Raw genomic sequence first — 19,424 nt, forward strand, 5'->3', positions numbered from 1 at the left:
ACTATGCTTAATTGCTATGGGCGGGGATTCCACGGCAATCGGTTCGAGTTACCTGATGGACAGCTTTGGGCGCCGCCTTCTGGCCGAGCTGCAGGACAACGCGCGGCTTTCGACCGCCGAATTGGCTCGCCGTGTGGGGCTGAGTCCGACAGCTACTGCGGAGCGACTGAAGCAGATGGAAGAAGTGGGCATCGTACGTGGCTACACGGTAGAGATGGACCGCGAAGCGCTCGGGCTGGAGGTGCTCGCGTTTATCCGCATGACCTGCGATGGGCAGCACTACTTCCGGCTGATGGAGTTTGTGCAGACACTGGAGGAGGTGCGCGAGTGCCATCATCTGACAGGCGGGGACGCATTTCTGCTCAAAGTGACCACCACTTCCATGGCCGCGCTGGAGGTGCTGATCGAGGCGCTGCTACCGTATGGAAATCCGGTGACAAGTGTAGTACTGTCAACCCCGGTTGAGCGGCGAAAGTATTCGCTCGATGGAAAGAATGCCAGCAAACTCCCAGCCATTCCGAGAAAGCGGAGCGCGTGGAGCGGACGCCGGTAGAAGTTATGCTAACTTCTAAAGTGCGGATATCCCGGATTGCATAGTTTGGTTACCAAAACGGTCTGAGTTAGAATTATTCCCGATTAGCTACTGGAATTCATCGCCTGTTTATGACACTATCCAGAGATTACGAAAAGTTTATCTAAGTCCACCGCCGCAGGCGGAATGGAATTGTTATTGAATCTTTACGGAGAGATTCCCAAATGCTACCCCATAGGCTGAGACTGCGATATATGGCGGTCGTTGGCTTTGTGTTTGTGTGCGTGGATGCTATTTGCAGCACCGTACCCAGATTTCAGACCGCGGGCGTCAACTATCTCTTTCAGATTACGGCTCCGCTCCTTGCTGTAGCCGCTTGCCTCTGGCGCGCTCGATCCGTGGCCGGACCCGACCGGGCGCGCTGGAATCTGCTGGCGATGGGCTTGCTCTTCTGGGACTGCGGGATCGCGCTATCCGCATGGGAAGACCTGCTGCAGCATGTTCCGTTTCAGGTTGCCTCGCTTTCGGATTTCGCCTTCTTTTTCTATGGGGTCCCGATTCTATTCGCTCTGGCCAGACCTGCCGAGGGTCCCCAATATTCAGCGTTTGCATGGCTGGACGGCATTCAGGCGATCTTTGCCGGCTACCTCACTTACATCACCATTTTCTCCGCGCTACCCTTCTCGACCGCAACGATTCAACCAATCTCCGTCGATCTGCTGATCCAGACTTACAACGTAGAGAATGCCGCGCTGGCGGGCATCTGCATCCTGCGGCTGTTTGCTTCTTCCAAAGACACCGAGGCGCATCGCTTCTACCGGATACTCTGCGCATTTCTGGTAATTTACGGAGTCGGAGCAGGAATCTATAACCAAATTGCGACGAACACCAACGGACAAACGGAATGGGATGCACTCGTGATCGCGCCGCTTCTGCTGCTGGCATTGATGGCGCTTTTCGTTCCCGTAGCCGAGAATCCGGAGACCAGCGCGCGACGGAGCAAATTGGGCCTCTTCATCGATTTCTCAAGTCCGATCTTTTTCACCATCGCCCTGCTGGCTCTGGGCATGGTGACGCTGCGGCAACACTTCCTGACCGGGATCGTGGCCATTAGCGTAGGACTGGCCGTCTATGGAGTCCGGACTACGTTGTTGCAGATCCGCGATATGCAGACGCAGAAAGAGTTGCAGGAGGCCAGAGACCGGCTCGAGGCGATTTCTCTGCAGGATGGATTGACCGGCATCGCCAATCGGAGGCATTTCGACCAGGTGCTTGAATCGGAATGGCTTCGCGCAATGCGCACCCTGGACCCATTGTCACTCCTGCTGATCGATCTGGATTATTTCAAAAACCTGAATGACACGTATGGCCATCCCCACGGAGACCGCTGTCTGATTGAGGTTGCGACAGCGCTAAGCGCCGTGGCTGCACGCAGCGGAGACCTGGTAGCGCGCTATGGAGGCGAGGAATTTGCCGCCATACTGCCCGCAACGACCCGGGAAGCAGCGGAAGCCATTGCGTCGAAAATGCGCGTAGCGATTCATGATTTGAAAATTAAAAATCAGACCGAAATCGGCAGTCTCCTCAGCACGAGCATAGGAATCTCCACCTACGTGTCTCAGGAGGTTGGCTCGCCCGCGATGCTGATTGAGACTTCGGACCAGGCGCTCTACAAAGCCAAACAAAATGGCCGCAACCGAGTCGAGTTTGCTTACATGCAGCCGACGCAAAGTCCGTCTTACTCGAACTGACTTTGCCAGTCTCAACGCTCTTCAGCTTCGTTTCACAAAGCGCAGCCCCGTCAGCGCCGTTGAAACGGATGCGACCTTGGTGTCGATGAAGCCCTCTTGTCTCATCGCACCGCGGATCTCCGATTCCTTGACAAGCCGGCCGGGGCCTTTGGGATAGATGATCCAAATGGGCGGATTTGCGGACTGCGTGGCGTATCGGTCGAGCGCGTAATTCAGGTCCGCGATTACCTTTACCCTGACCAAAATGAGATTGGTTGATTTGCCGCCCGTCGTGGCCGCAGTGGCGACCGCCGAATGCAATTCTTCCGTATCAAAATCGCCGATAAGCAGGAGGTGCGAGTCTTTTGAGATTCCAAGCTTGGCAGCCAGACTCGGAGGTTGCGCAGTGAGCTTCTTTGCCCAACTCTGCGCGAGATTGGCGCCAAGCGTCAGCGAGACCTGGTCTTCCCCGGCGCGAAACCGGAGCCGGTCTCCCTCGACAGAAACCTTCGTCAGGGACGTGATCGGCGCCCGGCGGCGAATTGGCCCTCGAACGATCAGCTCATGGGTTTCCAGCAGCACCTTGCAGGCAGCCGACTCGCCAGCCCATTGGCAATCGCACGTAGCTTCGCGTCCCATTGCATGTCGCCTTTCAATCTGCACCCTGGGCGTCGCCCTAAGACAACGCTACGATTTTATGCCGAAGTCGCGGAAACCGGCAGAATTTTGACGACTGCGATGCGGCAAGTCTTCAAATCCAGTGCTAGAATTAACTAAACGGTTAATCAATGACAGAAGGAAACCCCAAAGCGCCCCCAAGCGACCGCGCCGAGCAGACGCGAAAGGGCATTCTCGCCGCAGCCATTCGCGAGTTCAGCGCCCACGGTCTTTCCGGCGCACGAACCGAAGCGATCGCCGCGTCTGCAGGAGCGAACAAGGCGCTCCTCTACTACTACTTCAAGAGCAAGAAAGGCTTGTACGAGGCAGCCATCGAGCAGGTCTCGAAGAAGGTCGTCGAGAACGCGCTCGCTGCGCTTGACCCGGCCTTCAGCCCCGGCGAGCGATTGCTGCGAACAGCGCTCAATCACTTCGACCGCATCCTGACTCAGCGTGAGTTTCAGAGCCTCATGCAGCAGGAGATGGTCCGCTTTCATCGCGACGAAAGCGGATCGATTCCTCACCTTTTTCAAGCCGCGTTCAAGCCGCTGATGGAGAAGCTGCAGAACGCCTTCGATGAGGGAATTCGCGCCGGAGAACTTTGCAAGATGGATTGGCTCCAGGGAATGTATGCGATCTTCGGGGCGAACGTCTTTTACTTTCTGAGCGCACCGATGATACAACTGGCGCTTCCCATCAAGCCTTTCGATCCGGACGCTCTGAAAGCCCGTCGCGTCGCAGCAGTCGAATTCCTGGCCAACGCTTTATTCACAGATCGCGCACACGGCGCTGCATTGGCGAGTCGTGTTCTGCGTGAAATGCCCATGCCACACATCAAGGATTTTCAGTTTCGGAGAAAGTCGAAATGAACCCACGCAACCGAATTCTTGTAATTCTCGGAGTCCTGTTTGTCTTCGCACTGTGCTGGTATTTTTTCTCGACAAAGCACGACAGCGATCTGCAATTGATTGGGACTGTGGATGCAAATGAAGTGGTCGTCAGCTCTCGCATTCCCGGCCGCATCGAGACTCTGAAGGTCGATGAAGGCGACGACGTCAAGGCCGGACAGTTGATCGCAACCATTCAGAGCGACGACCTCGCGGCAGCGCGGCAAGCAGCAGAGGCCGCCGCAGCCAGTCAGAAATACAAACTGCTCGGCGCAAGCGACACAGAGCGGCAGACGATGGGCGGCACTTCTAGCCAGGTGATCAACGCGGAAGCGCAGGTACGCGCGGCGCAGGCAGCGCTTATGCAGGCGCAGGCGCAGTATCAGCACCAACAGGCAGATACTTCGCGTGCGGTGGCGCTGGCGAAACAAGGCATTGTGAGCGAACAGTCACGCGACGAGCAGGTGACATCCCTCGATGCGTCGCGGGCTGCAGTCGATTCGGCGAAGGAGAATATAGCGGCTGCGGAAGCGATGTTGAAGGTTGCAAACGCCAACACGATTCAGGCGCAGGCAGCGGCAAAGACAGTGTCCGCAACGCGCGGTGACTTACAGAATGCCCAGGCAGTTCTGGAGCAGGCTCAGGTGCAGCTCGACTACTCGAAAATCCTTTCGCCGATTACCGGAAAGGTGAATGTGCGAGCGGCGCGGCAAGGCGAAGTTGTTGCAGCGGGAACGCCAATTGTTACAGTAACTGACTTGACTCAGACATGGATTTACGCGCCACTTCCCGAGACAGAGGCAGATGCCGTGAAGCTGGGCGATAGCTTGCGCGTGGTAATGCCGAGCGGAGCAACGTTGCAGGGCAAGGTGATTGCGAAGTCTGCCGAAGGAGACTTCGCCACGCAGCGCGACGTAAGCAGGCGCAAACGGGATATTGAGACCATTCGGCTAAAGCTTCTCATCGACAATCCCGGCGAGCAATATGTACCTGGCATGCTGGCTGAAGTCTATGTTCCAAAAGACAAGCTGGTGACAAAATGAAAGCAGATACGGTCATCGGAGTCGAAAATATCGTCAAGCGCTACGGAGACTTCGAGGCAGTCAAGGGTATAACCTTCGAGGTTGCGGATGGCGAGATCTTTGGGCTGCTTGGACCCAACGGCGCTGGCAAAAGCACGCTGATCCGCATGATGACGACGCTCATTCCAGTCACCTCCGGACGAGCGGTAATTGCCGGCCATGATGTCTCAAAAGAGCCCGATGCCGTAAGGCATACCATTGGCGTGATTCCGCAGGCTCTGACCAGCGATATCGATCTGACTGTGGAAGAAAACATGTCTATCTACGCCAAGCTCTATGAAGTTCCGAAGGCCAAACGAGAGAAAAACATCGCCGAATTACTGGAGGCCGTCGACCTGACGAAGTGGCGCCACGCGCAGACCAAAACGCTCTCGGGCGGCATGCGGCGGCGGCTGGAGATCGCGCGCGGCTTGGTGCATGATCCGCAGATTTTCTTTCTGGATGAGCCTACGACGGGACTTGATCCAGTCTCGCGCGTAGCGGTGTGGGAGATGCTGAATCGCTTGAAGGAAATTCGTAAGCTAACGATTCTGATTACGACCCATTACATGGATGAAGCAGACCGGCTTTGCGATCGCATCGCGATTGTGGATCACGGTAAGCTTGTGGCGCTGGATACGCCCCTTGCGTTGAAGGCTACCGTGCCGGGCAGCTCTGTGGTAGAAGTGCAGCTTGCGCATGAAACGCCAGAGTGGCAAGCCCGTCTGGAGCAGCTGCCGAGCGTGACTTCTGTCGAATCACATTCGAATGGAATGTATCGCGTGCTTACTTCGAACGGCTCGCTGACGACCACGCAGTTAGTGGAAATGGTCGTGAGCTTTGGCGAGAGCATCAAGGGGCTGAGCGTGCAAAACACCACGTTGGATGATGTTTTTGTCTATTACACGGGACGGCAGTTACGCGATGAGCAGGTAAAGGCCGTGGGGTTTGTGATGCCCCCGCGACCGGGGATGCAGCCATGACGAGAATGTTTGCGATTGTGGAACGCGAGATGCGGAAGTTCTTCCGCTCTCCGGCATTGATGATGGTTTCGATGATGCTTCCGCTGGTGCAGCTGGTGATCCTGGGCAATGCCTTCGGCGGCAAGATTCGCAACGCGACGATGGGTGTGGTCGACTACGACCATGGCTCACAGTCCTTGAAGATTCATGAGGCTTTTCAGTCGATTGCCGTCAACATTCGCACCTTCGCAACAGTTGATTACGACAATGAGCAGAAAGCTCGCGAAGATGTGCGGACAGGCAAGATCGATGGCGCGGTGATTATTCCTGCGCAGTATTCGCGCAGGGTGCTCGCAGGAGATTCCCCGGCGATAGGACTCGTAGTCGATAACTCGGACCAGACGATGAGCGGCGCGCTGGAAGCTGAGATGCAATCGCTCGTCGATGCGCTGAATGCACCGGCAATTCAACCCATGGTGGTGCAGTCGATTGCGCTGAAGATTGTCGAGTTATATCCATATGTCGAGTATATGAAGTATCTTTTGTCAGGATCTGTTGCCCTCGCGATGTATGTCGCGGTGATGATCGGCGGAGGAATGCTTTACATCGACGACAAGGCCCGCGGCGTCCACGAGGGCTATCTTGTTACGCCGATTACAAAGCTGGAACTGGTGCTCGGATTGAATCTCGCAGGCACCATCAAAGCCGTGCTCTCGGGCGCTTGTCTAACAGTGATCGGCTCGCTGTTTGCAGGCCTGGGAGTGATCTTTCATCCCGAATCAGCGCTCCTGCTCCTGCTGATGATCATTTCGACTTCGGTGGCGTTCAACGGGATGATGTTTCTGATGATGGTGCGCGTCGAAGATCCGCTCGTGCCGCGCGCGATCTTTGGAGTGCTGAACACACTGCTGTTCTTTCCCAGCGGAGCGATCTCGCCGGTGTCGGGATTACCTGCATGGCTGAAGGCATTTGCGCTGGCTGATCCGTTTACTTATGCGGTGCATGGCTTCAAAGCGGTTCTGATCAAGGATGGCGGGTTTGCAGCGATCCAGTTCGATCTTTTGTTCCTGTTTCTGTTTGGGATTGCCACGCTTTTGATCGCCTTGCCGCTATTCAAGAGGTCGATGTAGGAGTGACGAATGAGACATAGCTTGCGGCGATGGCCGCTAACTGCTTCGGAACCGGATAACAAGCCGACTCTTTGGTGGTTTTCAGGAAAGGAAGCCTGGGTGCCTTTTGGATCATCTCGCATACGATAAGAATGCACCCAGGCTTCCATAATTATCTACTTAAACCGATTGCAGGTTCCTTGCAAACGCTGCACCGAGGCTTGCTCTTTCGTTACGCTACGCAGGCATCGTCTGTTTACGCCAGGTGCGAATTAGCTCTAACAATTCGGCCTGCGAAAATTTCGTGAGCTTCGTTAACTGCTCTCCGGCCTTTGCGTTCATTGGACGCACGATTGTCGCTTCCTTGGCTCCGGGTCGAATGCGCAGAAAGACGCCGTGCTGCCGCCTGGGCCCTGGCTCGGACGGAATCGAAGCCATGCGTAATTCGCCATCTGGCTTCATGTGTGGAACCGCGTAGACGGAGCATTGGCCGTCCTTGAGCAGTTCTCTGACGATATCCTTTACTAGCTCAGACTGACTTGAATTGAATTCAATACCATGCACATTCGGCACTGAAGCATACCTCCTATTCACTACTATTTAATGCTATAGATCGATCGCTAAATAAGTTGTAAGGCTATAGTTTGCGAGATAGAAAATCCTGTCTTCGATCACCTCGAACCTGCCCCGAAATTGTTGCCTCAGAGAGGGTGAATATCCGGCCTTCAATGTGCGATGAAGCGAGATTGAGCGAAATCCCTGGCTTCGCTTCACAGTACAAACGTACCGAACGATGGAGCGCGAGACGAATGAGGATGGTTTCGAGGCAGCCCGGTGCGTGCTCCGAGCATTGCACGAATTGGCGAGACTTGGGGGTTGCTCGTTTTGGAGTCAGGACTGCAGCCGGTTAGACCGACGGCACGATCACCAATGTATCGATGGTTGGAGGAGGCTCGATCTCTGGCAGCGCACCGTGGGCATAGCGGCCTTCCGCCACATCGACCAGGACACGATTGGAGGTATCTTCGGTGCGCGTTGAGTTGATATGCAGCTTGCGGACGGCCTGCATGACAGTGGTAGAAAGTAGAAACTTATTCTCTATCTTGAGTCCTGCACGATAGACCAGCTCAGATCGCATCTATACCTCGACTTGCGCTTCAACTTCGCGCCTTCATCTGTGGTTGCGGAGAGTTTATTGCAAGTGCCGGAGTTAACCGACGCGAAAAACAAATGGGTTGCGCTGACTTTGGAAAGAGAAACACTTCTCTACTAACCAGTGTACGCTAGCAGACACCATCTGTCGCGAGGACTTAGTCGGAAGCTGGTTTTGCGCCGGGGAGCCGCTTGACGAGGAATGCGATCTGCCCTGCGTGGTGGGACTCATGCTCGCATACGTGGAACCACTTGCAGTAGTTGTTGGTGGGGGCGTCTCCGAAAAACTTCGGATCGATGGTCATGAGCCAGTTGTCATCGCGCTTTTTGAAACCGGCGAGAGTCTTCTCGCGGGTCTCTTTCATGATGTTGAGATAGTAGTCGAGGTCGTGCTCTTTGATTTCTTTTCGGCCTTTGTCACCCAGTTCGAGGGCCGCTCCAAACTGCTTTTTCACCGAATCCGGCACTTCACCGTATGGTTTCCCTTCAAACGTATGGATCTGGTAGAAGGTTTCGGCCGCAGCCAGGTGCAGGAGCAATGCGCCAATGGTGTTGGCGTTGGCATCGAAGAGCGTATCCAACTGGGGTTGGGTAAGGCCCTTAACCGGACCGGTAACACCGTGGTCGACCCACGTCAGCATGGAGACAAGGGTGCCGATCTGCGGGGAGTAGCCGGGTCTGGGACCGATCACGCTAAAGTCGTTTGCAGATGCGCTGTCCGGTGCTGCCGCATGGGCGGATGCGGTCAGCAGCGACATGCCAGAAATACCGGCGGCGAGCCCGGTGACACCGGTGAGGAAAGAGCGACGGCTCGAAGAGGATGGGAACACCCTGAAAGAAGTCATGATTGTCCTCCGGCGGGAGTGTGGCGAAACTGCGGGGGTTGCGTAGCCGCAATTGTACAGGAGAGATGTTTTTAGTTAGGTATGAGTGTGGATGGCCAGTCCCACCATTTGCGCCGCAGCTTTCCTGCACGGCAGTAGAGGTAATTTTCGGTAGAGTTCAGGAGCCGCCGCGTTCGGGTTCCCAGTCGTCGGCCGGATGCTGATCGATCGAGTCGTTCCAACGATCCGGGCGCGGCTCTCGTTTTTCCAGCTCTCGCCTCTTTTCCTGTTCTTCGCGCTCTTCGCGACCGTCGCTCATGGGTCCTCCTGTTCCTAGTTTAAGAGAAGCTTTGAAGGGGTGTTCTTTCACTCGAAAAATGTTCCACGTAGAACAATTCCGGGCGAATGGGGAGACGCTTGGCGCGATGTGGTGCATACGCCTTGTTTTCAGCGGCTTGCGGTTGCGTAATTTATTGGCGATTTGTGCCTTGTTACAGCGAATGGGAGATTCCGCGCGTGGGGCGCGTGGAACATTCGCGGCTTCTCGCTTCACGCCGGGAGATGATGTGTTTGTCTGGGTTGTGTAGGCAACTGGCAACGAAGGCGAATCCGGATTGTCTGCAGAGTCATCAGAGGTACGAGATGGCGGCGCTGGGCTTCCCGGCTGCTGCGTGCCGGGATGGAAATAAAGGAGAGTCGATGAATTACGCCTGGATCGCGATTCCTGAGTCGGCGATTCCTCATGCCGCAAATCCTGTCTTCCAGCATCTGCTGGACACGTATGTGAGCGAGACGAACAAAGTTGCGTCGACGTGGAAGGAGTTTCAGGACTCAGACCTGGACTACAAGCCACCCGAGAAGTCAACGAATGTCGGCGGAATCTTCAAGCATCAATTGCTTTCGGAGCGACGGTTCTTCGGGGAGTTTCTGCATACGCCGGAGCCTGCACCGGAGGCGGTTTTACCTTCCTCGTTTACGGTGGACAGCGCAGTGAATCGGTTTGTGGAGTTGGCTACGGCGCGGCTCGAGTTCTTTGCGCAGCGGCAGGAGCCATGGTGGATGGAGGTTGTGCCCTTCTTCGATGTCGAGCGCCAGCGTATCTGGATCTTCTGGAGGCGCGTTCTGCACACGGCGCACCATCGGACGCAACTAACAGTGTTTTTGCGGATGATGGGACGTAATGTTCCCTCGACGTACGGGCCGACTGCGGATGTGACGTGGACAGGAGCCGACCCGACGAACACGGTGGAAGCCGCGGGGCGTCGCTAAGACCGCGTTTGGCGGCTCGGCTTGAGAGCGAGAAGGTGTTGCCATCTGCGCGGACACTGGAGCGGTTTGCCAAGGCTACGCACAGGCGGCTGCGGATGAGCTTTGAGCCGCGCGGGACGGCTCCATAGTGGCGTGGAGCTAGTGCTTTCGCACAGTTTGGAGAAAGTGAAAGTTACCCATGATCTTGGAGGATAGTTTCCGATTCCAAGGGAGATTTGGGAGCATCCAGACGGACGCTTGTGACATCCGCCGAAGCCCAGCACCTTCATGATTATTCATTCAGATCTGGATCACCCGCCGCTATAGAACCCTTATGGTTCCTCAGGTTTTGTATTGTGTCTGTTATACAGAGCTATTAACTATGTATTAACTCGTCATGGGCACCGATAACTCCTCGTCAATATTCTGTTGACACTTGGCAAGGATGGTGATAGCTTCCGTTCACAATTTGTTCTCATGGGAAGGCCAACGATGATTTTGCTCAGGTTGCTCGCCGCCCTCTCGTTAGCTGGTGTTCTCCTGCCAACGTATGCACAAATTCAACATCCACCTGAAGTGTCTGCCCAGCACATGGAAGACACGGTACGGAGCGCATACGGCGCTCTCAGCTTTATTTGTGGTCTCCAACCGGTTGTGGAGCGAGCACAAGGGCAACGGCAGCCAATTCCCTCGCCTCAAGACACAGTAGACTCACCACCTACGTACACCATTACTGACATGGTGATCGGCACCATCGCGAGTATTGGTAGCCGCAAACTAAAAGAGTTTATGGAGGTGCCTAGCGGCCAGGTACTACTCACTCAATTCACCGTGCAATCCAATACAGCGGAAGACGGTACCTCCTCTACTTGGAACGAATGCAAAGTCAGTTGGATGGATTTCAAAGCTCCATTCCAGGCAACCGACAGCAATAGCGGGTTGGGCATGAGCATGACTGAGGTTGCTCGTGTCGGCAGCAGTATGTTTACCGAACCAGCGACTTATACACATTATGCTGCTTTTACGGTCGCAACTGAATTTCAGGGTAAGAGCACCGGACCCCATAAAGCCTTCTTCCTGTTTGGCTACAATGCCGACGGAAAAGAAGTCGTGTCTCCCCAAGACCTATACAGCGGTGCTCAAGGCTTATGGAAGGTCCTAAAACAACAAGTCTACCCAGACCAACTGTTGACCAGCACATTCCGGGAAGCACCAGGGATGGCTGAGTGGATTAAGGCTAACACGGTAGCCGACACATACTGTTCGTCGGTTAGGTCTGACCTTTGCTGTCACGAGGGACGGTGCGGTATGGCCCAGTCCAAGGTTTCCCTCGCCCTCGAAGCGCCGACCTCCCAACATTGATCTATGAACTATTGATCTCAGGAGAGAACGATGCCGCGTTCAAGAAGCACATTTCTAAGGATGACTGTAGCGGTCGTCCTAACTGCCTTGCCTACATCCAGGGTCTCCGCCCAAACAACAACGTTCTATCCTTGCTATACGTTTAACACTTATGTCAACGATCCGCAGAACGCAAAGGACACCACACAACACGTCACCGGCAGCCACCAAAACACGGGGACCTTTTCCGCAAACTGCACTTACAAGGCTTACGGTCCGCAAGGGCAAAATGGGGGAGCATGTTCAATAGCATGTACCTCCACTACATCCGGACTCGCACTAGAGCTTGGTACGGTAGTCAGTCCGTATTGGCACGGAGTCGGATATGAAGCCACTCAAGGCAATTCGACTTCAAACGGTGCACAAATCTCCTGTGGAGGACAAGTAGCTGGAGCCGCAAGGTCTTGTGTATTTCCATTTAACTGTGATATTTCGGTGACCGTCAGCGGCGTTATTGCTGGAATGGGCGGTTCTATTACCTACAGCGATACTCCAATTTGGAAATCAACCCTAACATTCACCAACACATGCTCGAAGGAATATAGTTACACGCTCCGCAATGGGCCGCCGTTCACATCTTGCCCTGCTCCTTCTTCAGCGTCACCGACTGACTATCTCGATGCAGGAACGGAATACGGGTGGGATGACACCAGTTGTTCGTGGGTTCCAGAGACTTGCTATAACGGTGTCTGTTCGTATTAAGCTATCTGACAGGCCCCGAGTCATTGGGGCCTGTCCCTTCCTCTAATTGAACCGAGACTATCCGACCTGACATAAGATTTTGCTCTAAGCCGAGTGTTCCACCCTTCGGTTTTTATATTCCAAACACAAATCTGGGTGCTGGGATCAGAAGCAGATTCCCAAGGGAATGACAGAAAGAAAAGCAAGAGCTAGAACGGGGCTGGCTTTTGTGGTATCCCACCCTTGCCGCAAAAGGCGCGTCAAGGATGGGGCACCCAGGGTTGTGGCTGGGATAGGAAGATTGATGCGTGGGGTAGCCGGTAACTTCCCCTCCCCCTGTTGCGATCAGCGCCTGCCGAAATCGTCTCGGTCGAACCGCTTCAGTTGTCCTCGGATTTCGCCAGCCGGGTAGGTGGTCGTGTGAACATTTATGTACCCAGAGTTGTGCTCAATCGCGGCAATCAGAGCGGCAAAATCTCCGGGCGCGATTCCCTGGTCGGTGACTGGCAGGGGGTTCTTCGGCGGATTGACGTCGACGGCGGTTACTTTACCCGTTACTGTGCCCGAATCAGGGCAGGCCGGAGTGCCGCTCGGCGCGAGGCCGGTGTTGTCGCAGAGGTAAACGATGATATTGCCGTTTACGCCTTTCTGGGCAAAATGGATGTGGGCCTGGGTCACGGGACTGGATAGTCCGGAGTAACTCAGTTCATACGAGATCGAGCCCGCCTCCCGGTCGATTCGCACTTGAGTGGTTCCTTTGCCATTCGTAAACAGGGAGGGGGATGTCTGAAAACTGTTTAGAGTGGCGTCAAACCGTGAGTGGCTGTCGGATGGATTTTGTGCGTTTACGGATGAGACGTTCATGAGAAACGTCACGGCCAGCAGTGATCCTAAACTCCATGGAACTTTCATTTCGACACCTCTTGTTGCCTGGATATTTGGGTCGGATCAAGATTCGCTCCTTAGAGAAACTTCAATTGTTCCCTTAGCGTTGATGGTTGAGATCCAGGACATTCCCGTCCCGAATCGGCATCAGTATATCTCCACTCGCTCGCCCTCGGCGAGCCGGGATGCTCTGTTGGCTCAGACTTGCACGCAAAAAGAAACCGCTCAGGCGTTGGCCGCCTGAACGATTTGTTTTAGATGAGTTGTGACCTGCGGCGTCTTCTTATTTCTGGTCTTTTGGAGCTTGCGACCGGTTCAGCTTGAATCGGTAAGTGAACGAGAGATAGGAGATAGTCAGAGGCGCTCCGTGAGCGTTGTCGGTCATTGCAGCTCCTGGAGAGAAATGACCGACACCTGCGTTAACGACGAAGTAATCATGATAGACATACTTCATCGACGCATCGAATTCGTGGCCGATGGTATCGCTGGTAAATCCGCCCGTCGGTGGCTTGAGGAACTCCGCGCCGGTGCCGTTGTAAACGCCATCGTGCGTGTTCGCTTCCCACAGAAATCCCTGTTGTATCAGCAGCGTCAGATTCCGCGTGGGATTGAGACTCAGGTTAGCGCGCGCCTGCTTGATGTTGTCCCAGCCGAAGAGATCGACGAGTCCAAAGACGTTGTGCGAGCTAGGATATTGCTGATCGAAGGTACTGATGCGGTCCGGGTTGGTGTGAGGGTTGCCTGTGGCGTAGTCGTACTCGCCTTGAAGACGGGGCGTCCAGGGAAGATAGGTTGCCGTGTAGCCGACCTTGGCATAGCCGGCGCCGGCGTGAATGGAGTCGTTGGAATAACTGCCGCGCTGCAGAACTCCTTCGACGGTGAAGTCAAAGCCGACCGGCAGATTATTGCTGACGCTGATGCCCGGAGTTACTTCCGTCTCCGTGCCGCCGATGCCCTGCTGGCTTACGACATAGGGCAACCTCTTGATGAAGACGAAGGGGCTGATGGTGGTCCTGGGCAACAAAGAATTGAGAGAGGCATAGGCGCCATGGTAGTTGAGGCCGCCGGAGTGCATATCGAGCGCGGTCGGATAGATATTGACGACGGAGGCGCTGAAGAGATCGATTCGATTCTTGTCTCCGATGCGTGCGTCGAAGCCGTCGAAGGTGCGGCTGTTGTTGGTCCAGTCGCTGATACCGATCAGGCGCTCATCGCCGAATTTCAGTTCCTGGCGGCCGGCGAAGATCGCCACGGGAACGGAGCCGGGCCGGGCATGGAATTCGAGATATGCCTGGCGGAAGTCGAAGTTGTCGCGCATGTTTGCGGCGGTATACGCGAGCGGGAGCCCGAGGGCGTGGGTGTCGTGAAACTGGATGTAGCCGGTGAGCCAGTTTGTGGGGCGAATTTCCATTCCGCCGCGCACTCGTGTGAGTTCGTAGACCTGGGCATTTCCGCTCATGTAGTCAATCGCGGTCTGGGCTTCGGTACGAGCGCGAAGGTCCATGTCCAGCGTCAGCCATGAGGGCAGATCCGGAGTGGTTAAGGGTTGAACTTTACCCGCGTTTTGAGGGTATTCCACATACTGCGCGGACGCGTACGTGGCAGAAAGACAAAAGGCCGCAAGCGCGACCGCAAACAGTTTCAGCATTAATTTAGATTCCTTTGCATACCCATTAACACAGCATCAATATGATGACTGTTTTCGGACCATAGATTCCTGACATTAGGATGACTTTGCCTTCGGTGTTCCGTTATTCGGCACGATCAGTGAATCGATTTAATGGAGTTGAAAAACGGGTTGCCTGAGTGAAATCAGGCATTGACAGAATGCCGCTTTGCGTGGATCTGACTCTTGGCGAGCGTGGGCTCGGGAGATGATTGACGGAAGCCGCCGGGGCGGGTGTAAGATTCGGGGCTTGGAGAGATTGCGCGGGATTCGGTGCGCCTGCTCTCCGAATGAGGTGAATTATGGCGACTTTGACTTCTTTGCAGCCTGGAGTTCTGGGCGGCAGCCGGCATGGATTTCGTGCTCGTTATGGCAACTACATCGGAGGCGAGTGGGTGGTGCCTGTCTCCGGTCAGTATTTTGAGAATGTAACCCCGGTGACGGGCAAGGTGTTTTGCGAGATTGCGCGGTCGAATGCGGCGGATATCGATCTCGCGCTGGATGCGGCGCACAGGGCCAAGGTGAGTTGGGGCAAGACCAGCGTGGCGGAGCGGGCGAATATTCTGAACCAGATTGCCCAGCGCATGGAGGATAACCTTGCCCTGCTGGCCGAGGCCGAGGCGTGGGACAATGGCAAACCGATTCGCGAGGCTATGGCTGCGGATTTGCCGCTGGCGATTGACCACTGGCGATATTTTGCGGGGTGCATCCGGGCGCAGGAGGGCTCGCTGAGTCAGATTGACGACGATACGGTTGCTTACCACTTTCATGAGCCGCTGGGCGTGGTGGGGCAGATCATTCCGTGGAATTTTCCGCTGCTGATGGCGACGTGGAAGCTGGCTCCAGCGCTGGCCGCGGGCAACTGCGTGGTGATCAAGCCGGCGGAGCAGACTCCGGCGAGCATTTTGGTTTGGGCGGAGTTGATTGGCGATCTGCTGCCGCCAGGCGTGCTGAATATTGTGAATGGATTTGGGCTGGAGGCGGGCAAGCCGCTCGCTTCTTCGTCGCGGATTGCGAAGATTGCGTTTACGGGCGAGACGACGACGGGGCGGCTGATTATGCAGTATGCCAGCCAGAATCTTATCCCAGTAACTCTGGAGTTAGGCGGTAAGTCGCCGAATATCTTCTTTGCGGATGTGCTGCAGGAGGATGATGACTTCTTTGACAAGGCGCTTGAGGGCTTTACGATGTTTGCGCTGAATCAGGGCGAGGTTTGCACGTGTCCTAGCCGGGCGCTGATTCAGGAGAGCGTTTATGACCGCTTCATGGAGCGGGCGCTGAAACGCGTGGCGGCGGTGAAGCAGGGGAATCCGCTGGACTCTACGACGATGATTGGTGCGCAGGCTTCGAGCGAGCAGATGGAGAAGATTCTGAGCTACATCGACATCGGCAAGCAGGAGGGGGCCAAGGTCCTGATTGGCGGCGAGCGGAACATGCTCGAAGGCGATCTTGAAGGCGGCTATTATGTGAAGCCGACGGTCTTTGAAGGGCATAACAAGATGAGGATCTTCCAGGAGGAGATCTTCGGGCCCGTTGTTTCTGTGACGACCTTCAAGAATGAGGACGAGGCGCTGGCGATTGCCAATGACACGCTGTATGGGCTGGGTGCGGGCGTCTGGAGCAGGGATGCGAATCGTTGCTACAGGTTTGGGCGCGCGATCCAGGCGGGGCGCGTGTGGACGAACTGCTACCATGCTTATCCGGCTCATGCGGCGTTTGGCGGGTATAAGCAGAGCGGTATCGGGCGGGAGAATCACAAGATCATGCTGGATCATTATCAGCAGACGAAGAATATGCTGGTGAGTTATAGCCCGAAGAAGCTGGGGTTCTTTTAGATTTGTGGTCTCCCACCCTTGACGGATGAAACTCGTCAAGGGTGGGGTACCCAGATTCCTGGTGGTGCGCTTAGTTTTAAGACACGAATCCCGCAGGCGCTGTTGGCGCTCGCGGGATTCGTGTCTTAGGGAAGCAGATTCCCTTCGGGAATGACAGACAGAAAAGCAAAGGCTGGGTTAGCTCGTGGCGCCTAGTTTGTGCATGTAGTCTGCGTCGATCTTCAGGGATTGCATGGGTGGGACGTTGAAGGCTTCCTGTTCGACGAAGCAGTGTTTGATGTGGCCGGTGGCTGCGGCTGCTTCCAGGATAGGGCGGTAGTCGACGGAGCCGAGGCCGAGCTCTTCGACTTTGGGTTGCTCGGTGGCCGGCTTGCCGCCACCACGGACGAAGCCCGCGGGAAGGATGAAGTCTTTTACGTGGAGCATGGAGATGCGGTTGCCGTAATGCTTAAGCAACTCGACGGGATTGCCGCCGCCTACGATGACCCAGCCGCAGTCCATTTCTACGGTGACTTTGGTGGGGTCGGTGAGGCGCATGAGTTCGACGAAGGGTAGGACGCCGTCGGTCTGGGTGAATTCTACGGTGTGGTTGTGATAGCCGAATTTCATGCCGGCGGCGGATACTTTTTCGCCGATTTTGTTGAACTCGTCGGCGTTCCACTTCCAGTCGTCGAGGTGGAAGTCTTTGTTGTGTTCGTTGGCTGGGGTTTTGCCGGGGAAGGAACAGATGATGTAGCTCAGGCCCAGGTCGTGGCTGAAAGAGATGATGTGGTCGAGGTCTTTGTGGAGGTCGACGGATGAGTGGTGGGCGCTGACTAACTTGAGGCCGGCGTCGGCGATGGCCTGCTTTACTTCTGCGGCGCTGTGGTTGTAGTAGCCGGCAGATTCGACTTCTTTGAAGCCGAGAGCGGCGATGTCTTTCAGCGTGCCTGCGTAGTTCGTCGGCAGGAGTTGGCGGACGGAGTAGAGTTGCAGGCCGAGCGGCAGGTTGAGTGCTTTGGCGTATAGCATTTGGCTTTCAAAGAGGGTGGCGCAGGCTAGCGTGGCTGCGCTGGTTTTGAGGAAGTCTCTGCGGGACGGGTTCAATGTTATCTCCATTGTTGATTGTGAGTCGGGTTGACTTTGATGACCCTCAGGGGCTAAAGCCCCATTTGTATTGATCGACTGATGTACGGGCTGAAGTCCGTACCCTTCACTTCCATCGAGTTTGGTTCATCGGTTCTCAGACGTTGCCCTGGCGCATTTGTTCGGCGAGATATTCAGAGGCGCGCATGGCCAGGGATGTTAGGGTCATGGTCGGGTTTTGCCAGCCCGCGCTGACGAAGGCGCTGCCATCGACGACCCAGAGGTTTTTGATGTCGTGGCTCTGGTTCCATTTGTTGAGCACGCTGGTTTTTGGGTCGTTGCCCATGCGGCAAGTGCCGAGTTCGTGAATGCTATAGCCGGGCGGGTTGGGATCGTAGTTTTTGGCGAGAACTTCGAAGCCTGCGGCTTCGGCGAGTTCGATGGCGGTATCGACGGAGTCGTGGGCCATGTTGAATTCGTTGTCGGTGTACTTGGTTTCGATGTGCAGGACGGGAATGTCCCAGGCATCGACAACGTCTTTGTTGATGCGGACGTGATTTTCAGGTCGCGCGAGCACTTCGCCCATGATGTTGGTGGAGATGCCGCTGCCGTGATAGCTGTCGAGCTTGCGGTGCAGCTCTTCGCCGTAGGCGGCGAAGCTGCGCGGATCCATAGCGCCGGTGGTGCTCCAAACATTGATGGAGTAGCCGCGGAGGAAGTTTTTGGCTTTGGTGTCGATGTTGCGGAAGCGAGGGATGAGGGCGCTGCCGCCCATGAGGCCGGGCGTGGCTTTGCCGTCGCGGGCTTCTGGCACCGAGCAGGTAATGCCTGCGCCGTAGATCTGGTCGATGAGGTAATGGCCCATGACGCCGCTGGAGTTCGCGAGTTCGGAGTTAAGCAGAAGGCGCGTGCTTTCGAGCGTGCCGGCGGCGAGGACGACGACGCGGGCCTTCACGGACATTTCGCGGCGTGAGATGCGGTCGACGAAGTGAGCTTCGTTGACGAGGCCGGTGTTTTTGTCGGTGGTGAGTTTGCGCACAACGACATTGGGGATGGCGCGGAGCTTGCCGGTGGCAAAGGCATCCGGCAGGAGCAGGTTGACGGAGCTGGCAAGGCCGTTGATGCCGAGGGAAGTGCGCTGGCGGCAGACGGAGACGTTACGGGGCTTCCCTGCTGCAATGAGGCGCTGGAAGCAGCCTGACCATGGAGCTTCGTCCGGGATGAAGTTGCCATCGGGGAATTGTGGGAGTCCGCTGAGCTGGCCTTGGACGCGGAAGATGCCTTCGACGCGAGAGTAGTAGGGCGCAAGATCGGCGAGGCTGATGGGCCAATCGTCGCCGTAGCCGTCGTGGGATTTGCCTTTGAATTCGAAGTCGCTAAGACGGAAGGAAGCGCGTGACCAGAAGAGCGAGCGGCCGCCGAAGAGGCGCACGCGCACCCAGTTGTACGGATTGCCCGGATCGTAGGTGTAGGGGACTTCTTTTTCGTCGACCCAGGTGTTGGCGTTGAATTCGTTGGCCTGGAAGACGTGCGGCAACTGGCCGGGTTGCCTGAAGCCACGATACGGCAGGGCGTAGGCGGGTTTGACCTCCGTGTCTTTTTGCACGTCGGCGATGGGGCCGGCGTTGAGCATGAGGCAAGAGATGCCTTTTTCGGTGAGGACCTTTGCGGCCATTCCTCCGGAGTGGCCGGAGCCGATGATAAGTACGTCTACGATTTCTTCGGCCAT

At 55.8% G+C, this 19,424-nt stretch carries 18 protein-coding genes; 9 read left to right on the forward strand and 9 right to left on the reverse strand.

Annotated elements, in window-relative coordinates; translation table 11 throughout:
* Window positions 1–55: 55 nt before the first annotated feature.
* Window positions 56–553, forward strand: a complete 498-nt coding sequence (locus tag OHL23_RS22970; protein WP_263354373.1) for an Lrp/AsnC family transcriptional regulator — start codon at window positions 56–58, stop codon at window positions 551–553.
* A 233-nt stretch (window positions 554–786) separates the two neighbouring features.
* Window positions 787–2,283 carry a GGDEF domain-containing protein gene (locus OHL23_RS22975; protein ID WP_263354374.1) on the forward strand — a complete coding sequence of 499 codons (1,497 nt, stop codon included), beginning with the start codon at window positions 787–789 and terminating at the stop codon, window positions 2,281–2,283.
* A 21-nt stretch (window positions 2,284–2,304) separates the two neighbouring features.
* On the opposite strand, the gene OHL23_RS22980 is transcribed toward OHL23_RS22975, so the two are convergent.
* Window positions 2,305–2,901: a hypothetical protein gene (locus tag OHL23_RS22980; protein ID WP_263354375.1), complete on the reverse strand. Its 597-nt coding sequence runs from the start codon at window positions 2,899–2,901 to the stop codon at window positions 2,305–2,307.
* Between the two features lie 149 nt (window positions 2,902–3,050).
* Here OHL23_RS22980 and OHL23_RS22985 point away from each other — a divergent pair, with 149 nt between their 5' ends.
* Genes OHL23_RS22985 through OHL23_RS23000 form a run of 4 tightly spaced genes read left to right on the forward strand, consistent with a single transcriptional unit; the run spans window position 3,051 to window position 6,959 of the window.
* Window positions 3,051–3,788: a TetR/AcrR family transcriptional regulator gene (locus OHL23_RS22985; RefSeq protein WP_263354376.1), complete on the forward strand. Its 738-nt coding sequence runs from the start codon at window positions 3,051–3,053 to the stop codon at window positions 3,786–3,788.
* The gene (locus OHL23_RS22990) at window positions 3,785–4,849 is read left to right on the forward strand and encodes an HlyD family secretion protein (protein WP_263354377.1); all 1,065 of its coding nucleotides are present in this window, start codon (window positions 3,785–3,787) and stop codon (window positions 4,847–4,849) included. The genes OHL23_RS22985 and OHL23_RS22990 overlap by 4 nt, the downstream gene beginning before the upstream one ends.
* A complete protein-coding gene (locus tag OHL23_RS22995; RefSeq protein WP_263354378.1) occupies window positions 4,846–5,850 on the forward strand; it encodes an ABC transporter ATP-binding protein in 1,005 nt (334 codons plus the stop codon). The genes OHL23_RS22990 and OHL23_RS22995 overlap by 4 nt, the downstream gene beginning before the upstream one ends.
* Entirely contained in the window at window positions 5,847–6,959 is a 1,113-nt protein-coding gene (locus tag OHL23_RS23000; RefSeq protein ID WP_263354379.1) for an ABC transporter permease, read from the forward strand. The genes OHL23_RS22995 and OHL23_RS23000 overlap by 4 nt, the downstream gene beginning before the upstream one ends.
* Before the next feature lie 216 nt (window positions 6,960–7,175).
* On the opposite strand, the gene OHL23_RS23005 is transcribed toward OHL23_RS23000, so the two are convergent.
* From OHL23_RS23005 to OHL23_RS23020, 4 genes are all read right to left on the reverse strand, one after another.
* Window positions 7,176–7,511 (reverse strand): CRISPR-associated protein Cas5, encoded by a 336-nt coding sequence (locus tag OHL23_RS23005; RefSeq protein WP_263354380.1) that lies wholly within the window; start codon window positions 7,509–7,511, stop codon window positions 7,176–7,178.
* Window positions 7,512–7,845: 334 nt separating this feature from the next.
* Window positions 7,846–8,076 carry a DNA-directed RNA polymerase subunit omega gene (locus OHL23_RS23010; RefSeq protein ID WP_263354381.1) on the reverse strand — a complete coding sequence of 77 codons (231 nt, stop codon included), beginning with the start codon at window positions 8,074–8,076 and terminating at the stop codon, window positions 7,846–7,848.
* Between the two features lie 172 nt (window positions 8,077–8,248).
* Window positions 8,249–8,935 (reverse strand): DinB family protein, encoded by a 687-nt coding sequence (locus OHL23_RS23015; RefSeq protein WP_263354382.1) that lies wholly within the window; start codon window positions 8,933–8,935, stop codon window positions 8,249–8,251.
* Window positions 8,936–9,092: 157 nt separating this feature from the next.
* On the reverse strand, window positions 9,093–9,233 hold the full coding sequence (locus tag OHL23_RS23020; RefSeq protein ID WP_263354383.1) for a hypothetical protein: 141 nt from the start codon (window positions 9,231–9,233) through the stop codon (window positions 9,093–9,095).
* Window positions 9,234–9,613: 380 nt separating this feature from the next.
* On the opposite strand from OHL23_RS23020, the gene OHL23_RS23025 reads away from it, so the two are divergent.
* Window positions 9,614–10,183 carry a DinB family protein gene (locus OHL23_RS23025; RefSeq protein ID WP_263354384.1) on the forward strand — a complete coding sequence of 190 codons (570 nt, stop codon included), beginning with the start codon at window positions 9,614–9,616 and terminating at the stop codon, window positions 10,181–10,183.
* 408 nt (window positions 10,184–10,591) lie between these two features.
* The gene (locus tag OHL23_RS23030) at window positions 10,592–11,524 is read left to right on the forward strand and encodes a hypothetical protein (RefSeq protein ID WP_263354385.1); all 933 of its coding nucleotides are present in this window, start codon (window positions 10,592–10,594) and stop codon (window positions 11,522–11,524) included.
* Between the two features lie 1,065 nt (window positions 11,525–12,589).
* Here OHL23_RS23030 and OHL23_RS23035 read toward each other — a convergent pair.
* Window positions 12,590–13,156: a CHRD domain-containing protein gene (locus OHL23_RS23035; protein ID WP_263354386.1), complete on the reverse strand. Its 567-nt coding sequence runs from the start codon at window positions 13,154–13,156 to the stop codon at window positions 12,590–12,592.
* A gap of 256 nt (window positions 13,157–13,412) precedes the next feature.
* Entirely contained in the window at window positions 13,413–14,777 is a 1,365-nt protein-coding gene (locus OHL23_RS23040) for an alginate export family protein (RefSeq protein WP_263354387.1), read from the reverse strand.
* A gap of 320 nt (window positions 14,778–15,097) precedes the next feature.
* On the opposite strand from OHL23_RS23040, the gene adh reads away from it, so the two are divergent.
* Window positions 15,098–16,630 carry an aldehyde dehydrogenase gene (adh, locus tag OHL23_RS23045; protein WP_263354388.1) on the forward strand — a complete coding sequence of 511 codons (1,533 nt, stop codon included), beginning with the start codon at window positions 15,098–15,100 and terminating at the stop codon, window positions 16,628–16,630.
* A 177-nt stretch (window positions 16,631–16,807) separates the two neighbouring features.
* Here the strand turns inward: adh and OHL23_RS23050 are convergent, their stop codons facing one another.
* Complete coding sequence (locus tag OHL23_RS23050; protein WP_263354389.1) at window positions 16,808–17,716, reverse strand: TIM barrel protein; 909 nt, start codon at window positions 17,714–17,716, stop codon at window positions 16,808–16,810.
* Window positions 17,717–17,852: 136 nt separating this feature from the next.
* Window positions 17,853–19,424: a GMC oxidoreductase gene (locus OHL23_RS23055; RefSeq protein WP_263354390.1), complete on the reverse strand. Its 1,572-nt coding sequence runs from the start codon at window positions 19,422–19,424 to the stop codon at window positions 17,853–17,855.

It is taken from the genome of Acidicapsa acidisoli (assembly GCF_025685625.1).
In the GTDB taxonomy this organism is placed as follows: Bacteria; Acidobacteriota; Terriglobia; order Terriglobales; family Acidobacteriaceae; genus Acidicapsa; species Acidicapsa acidisoli.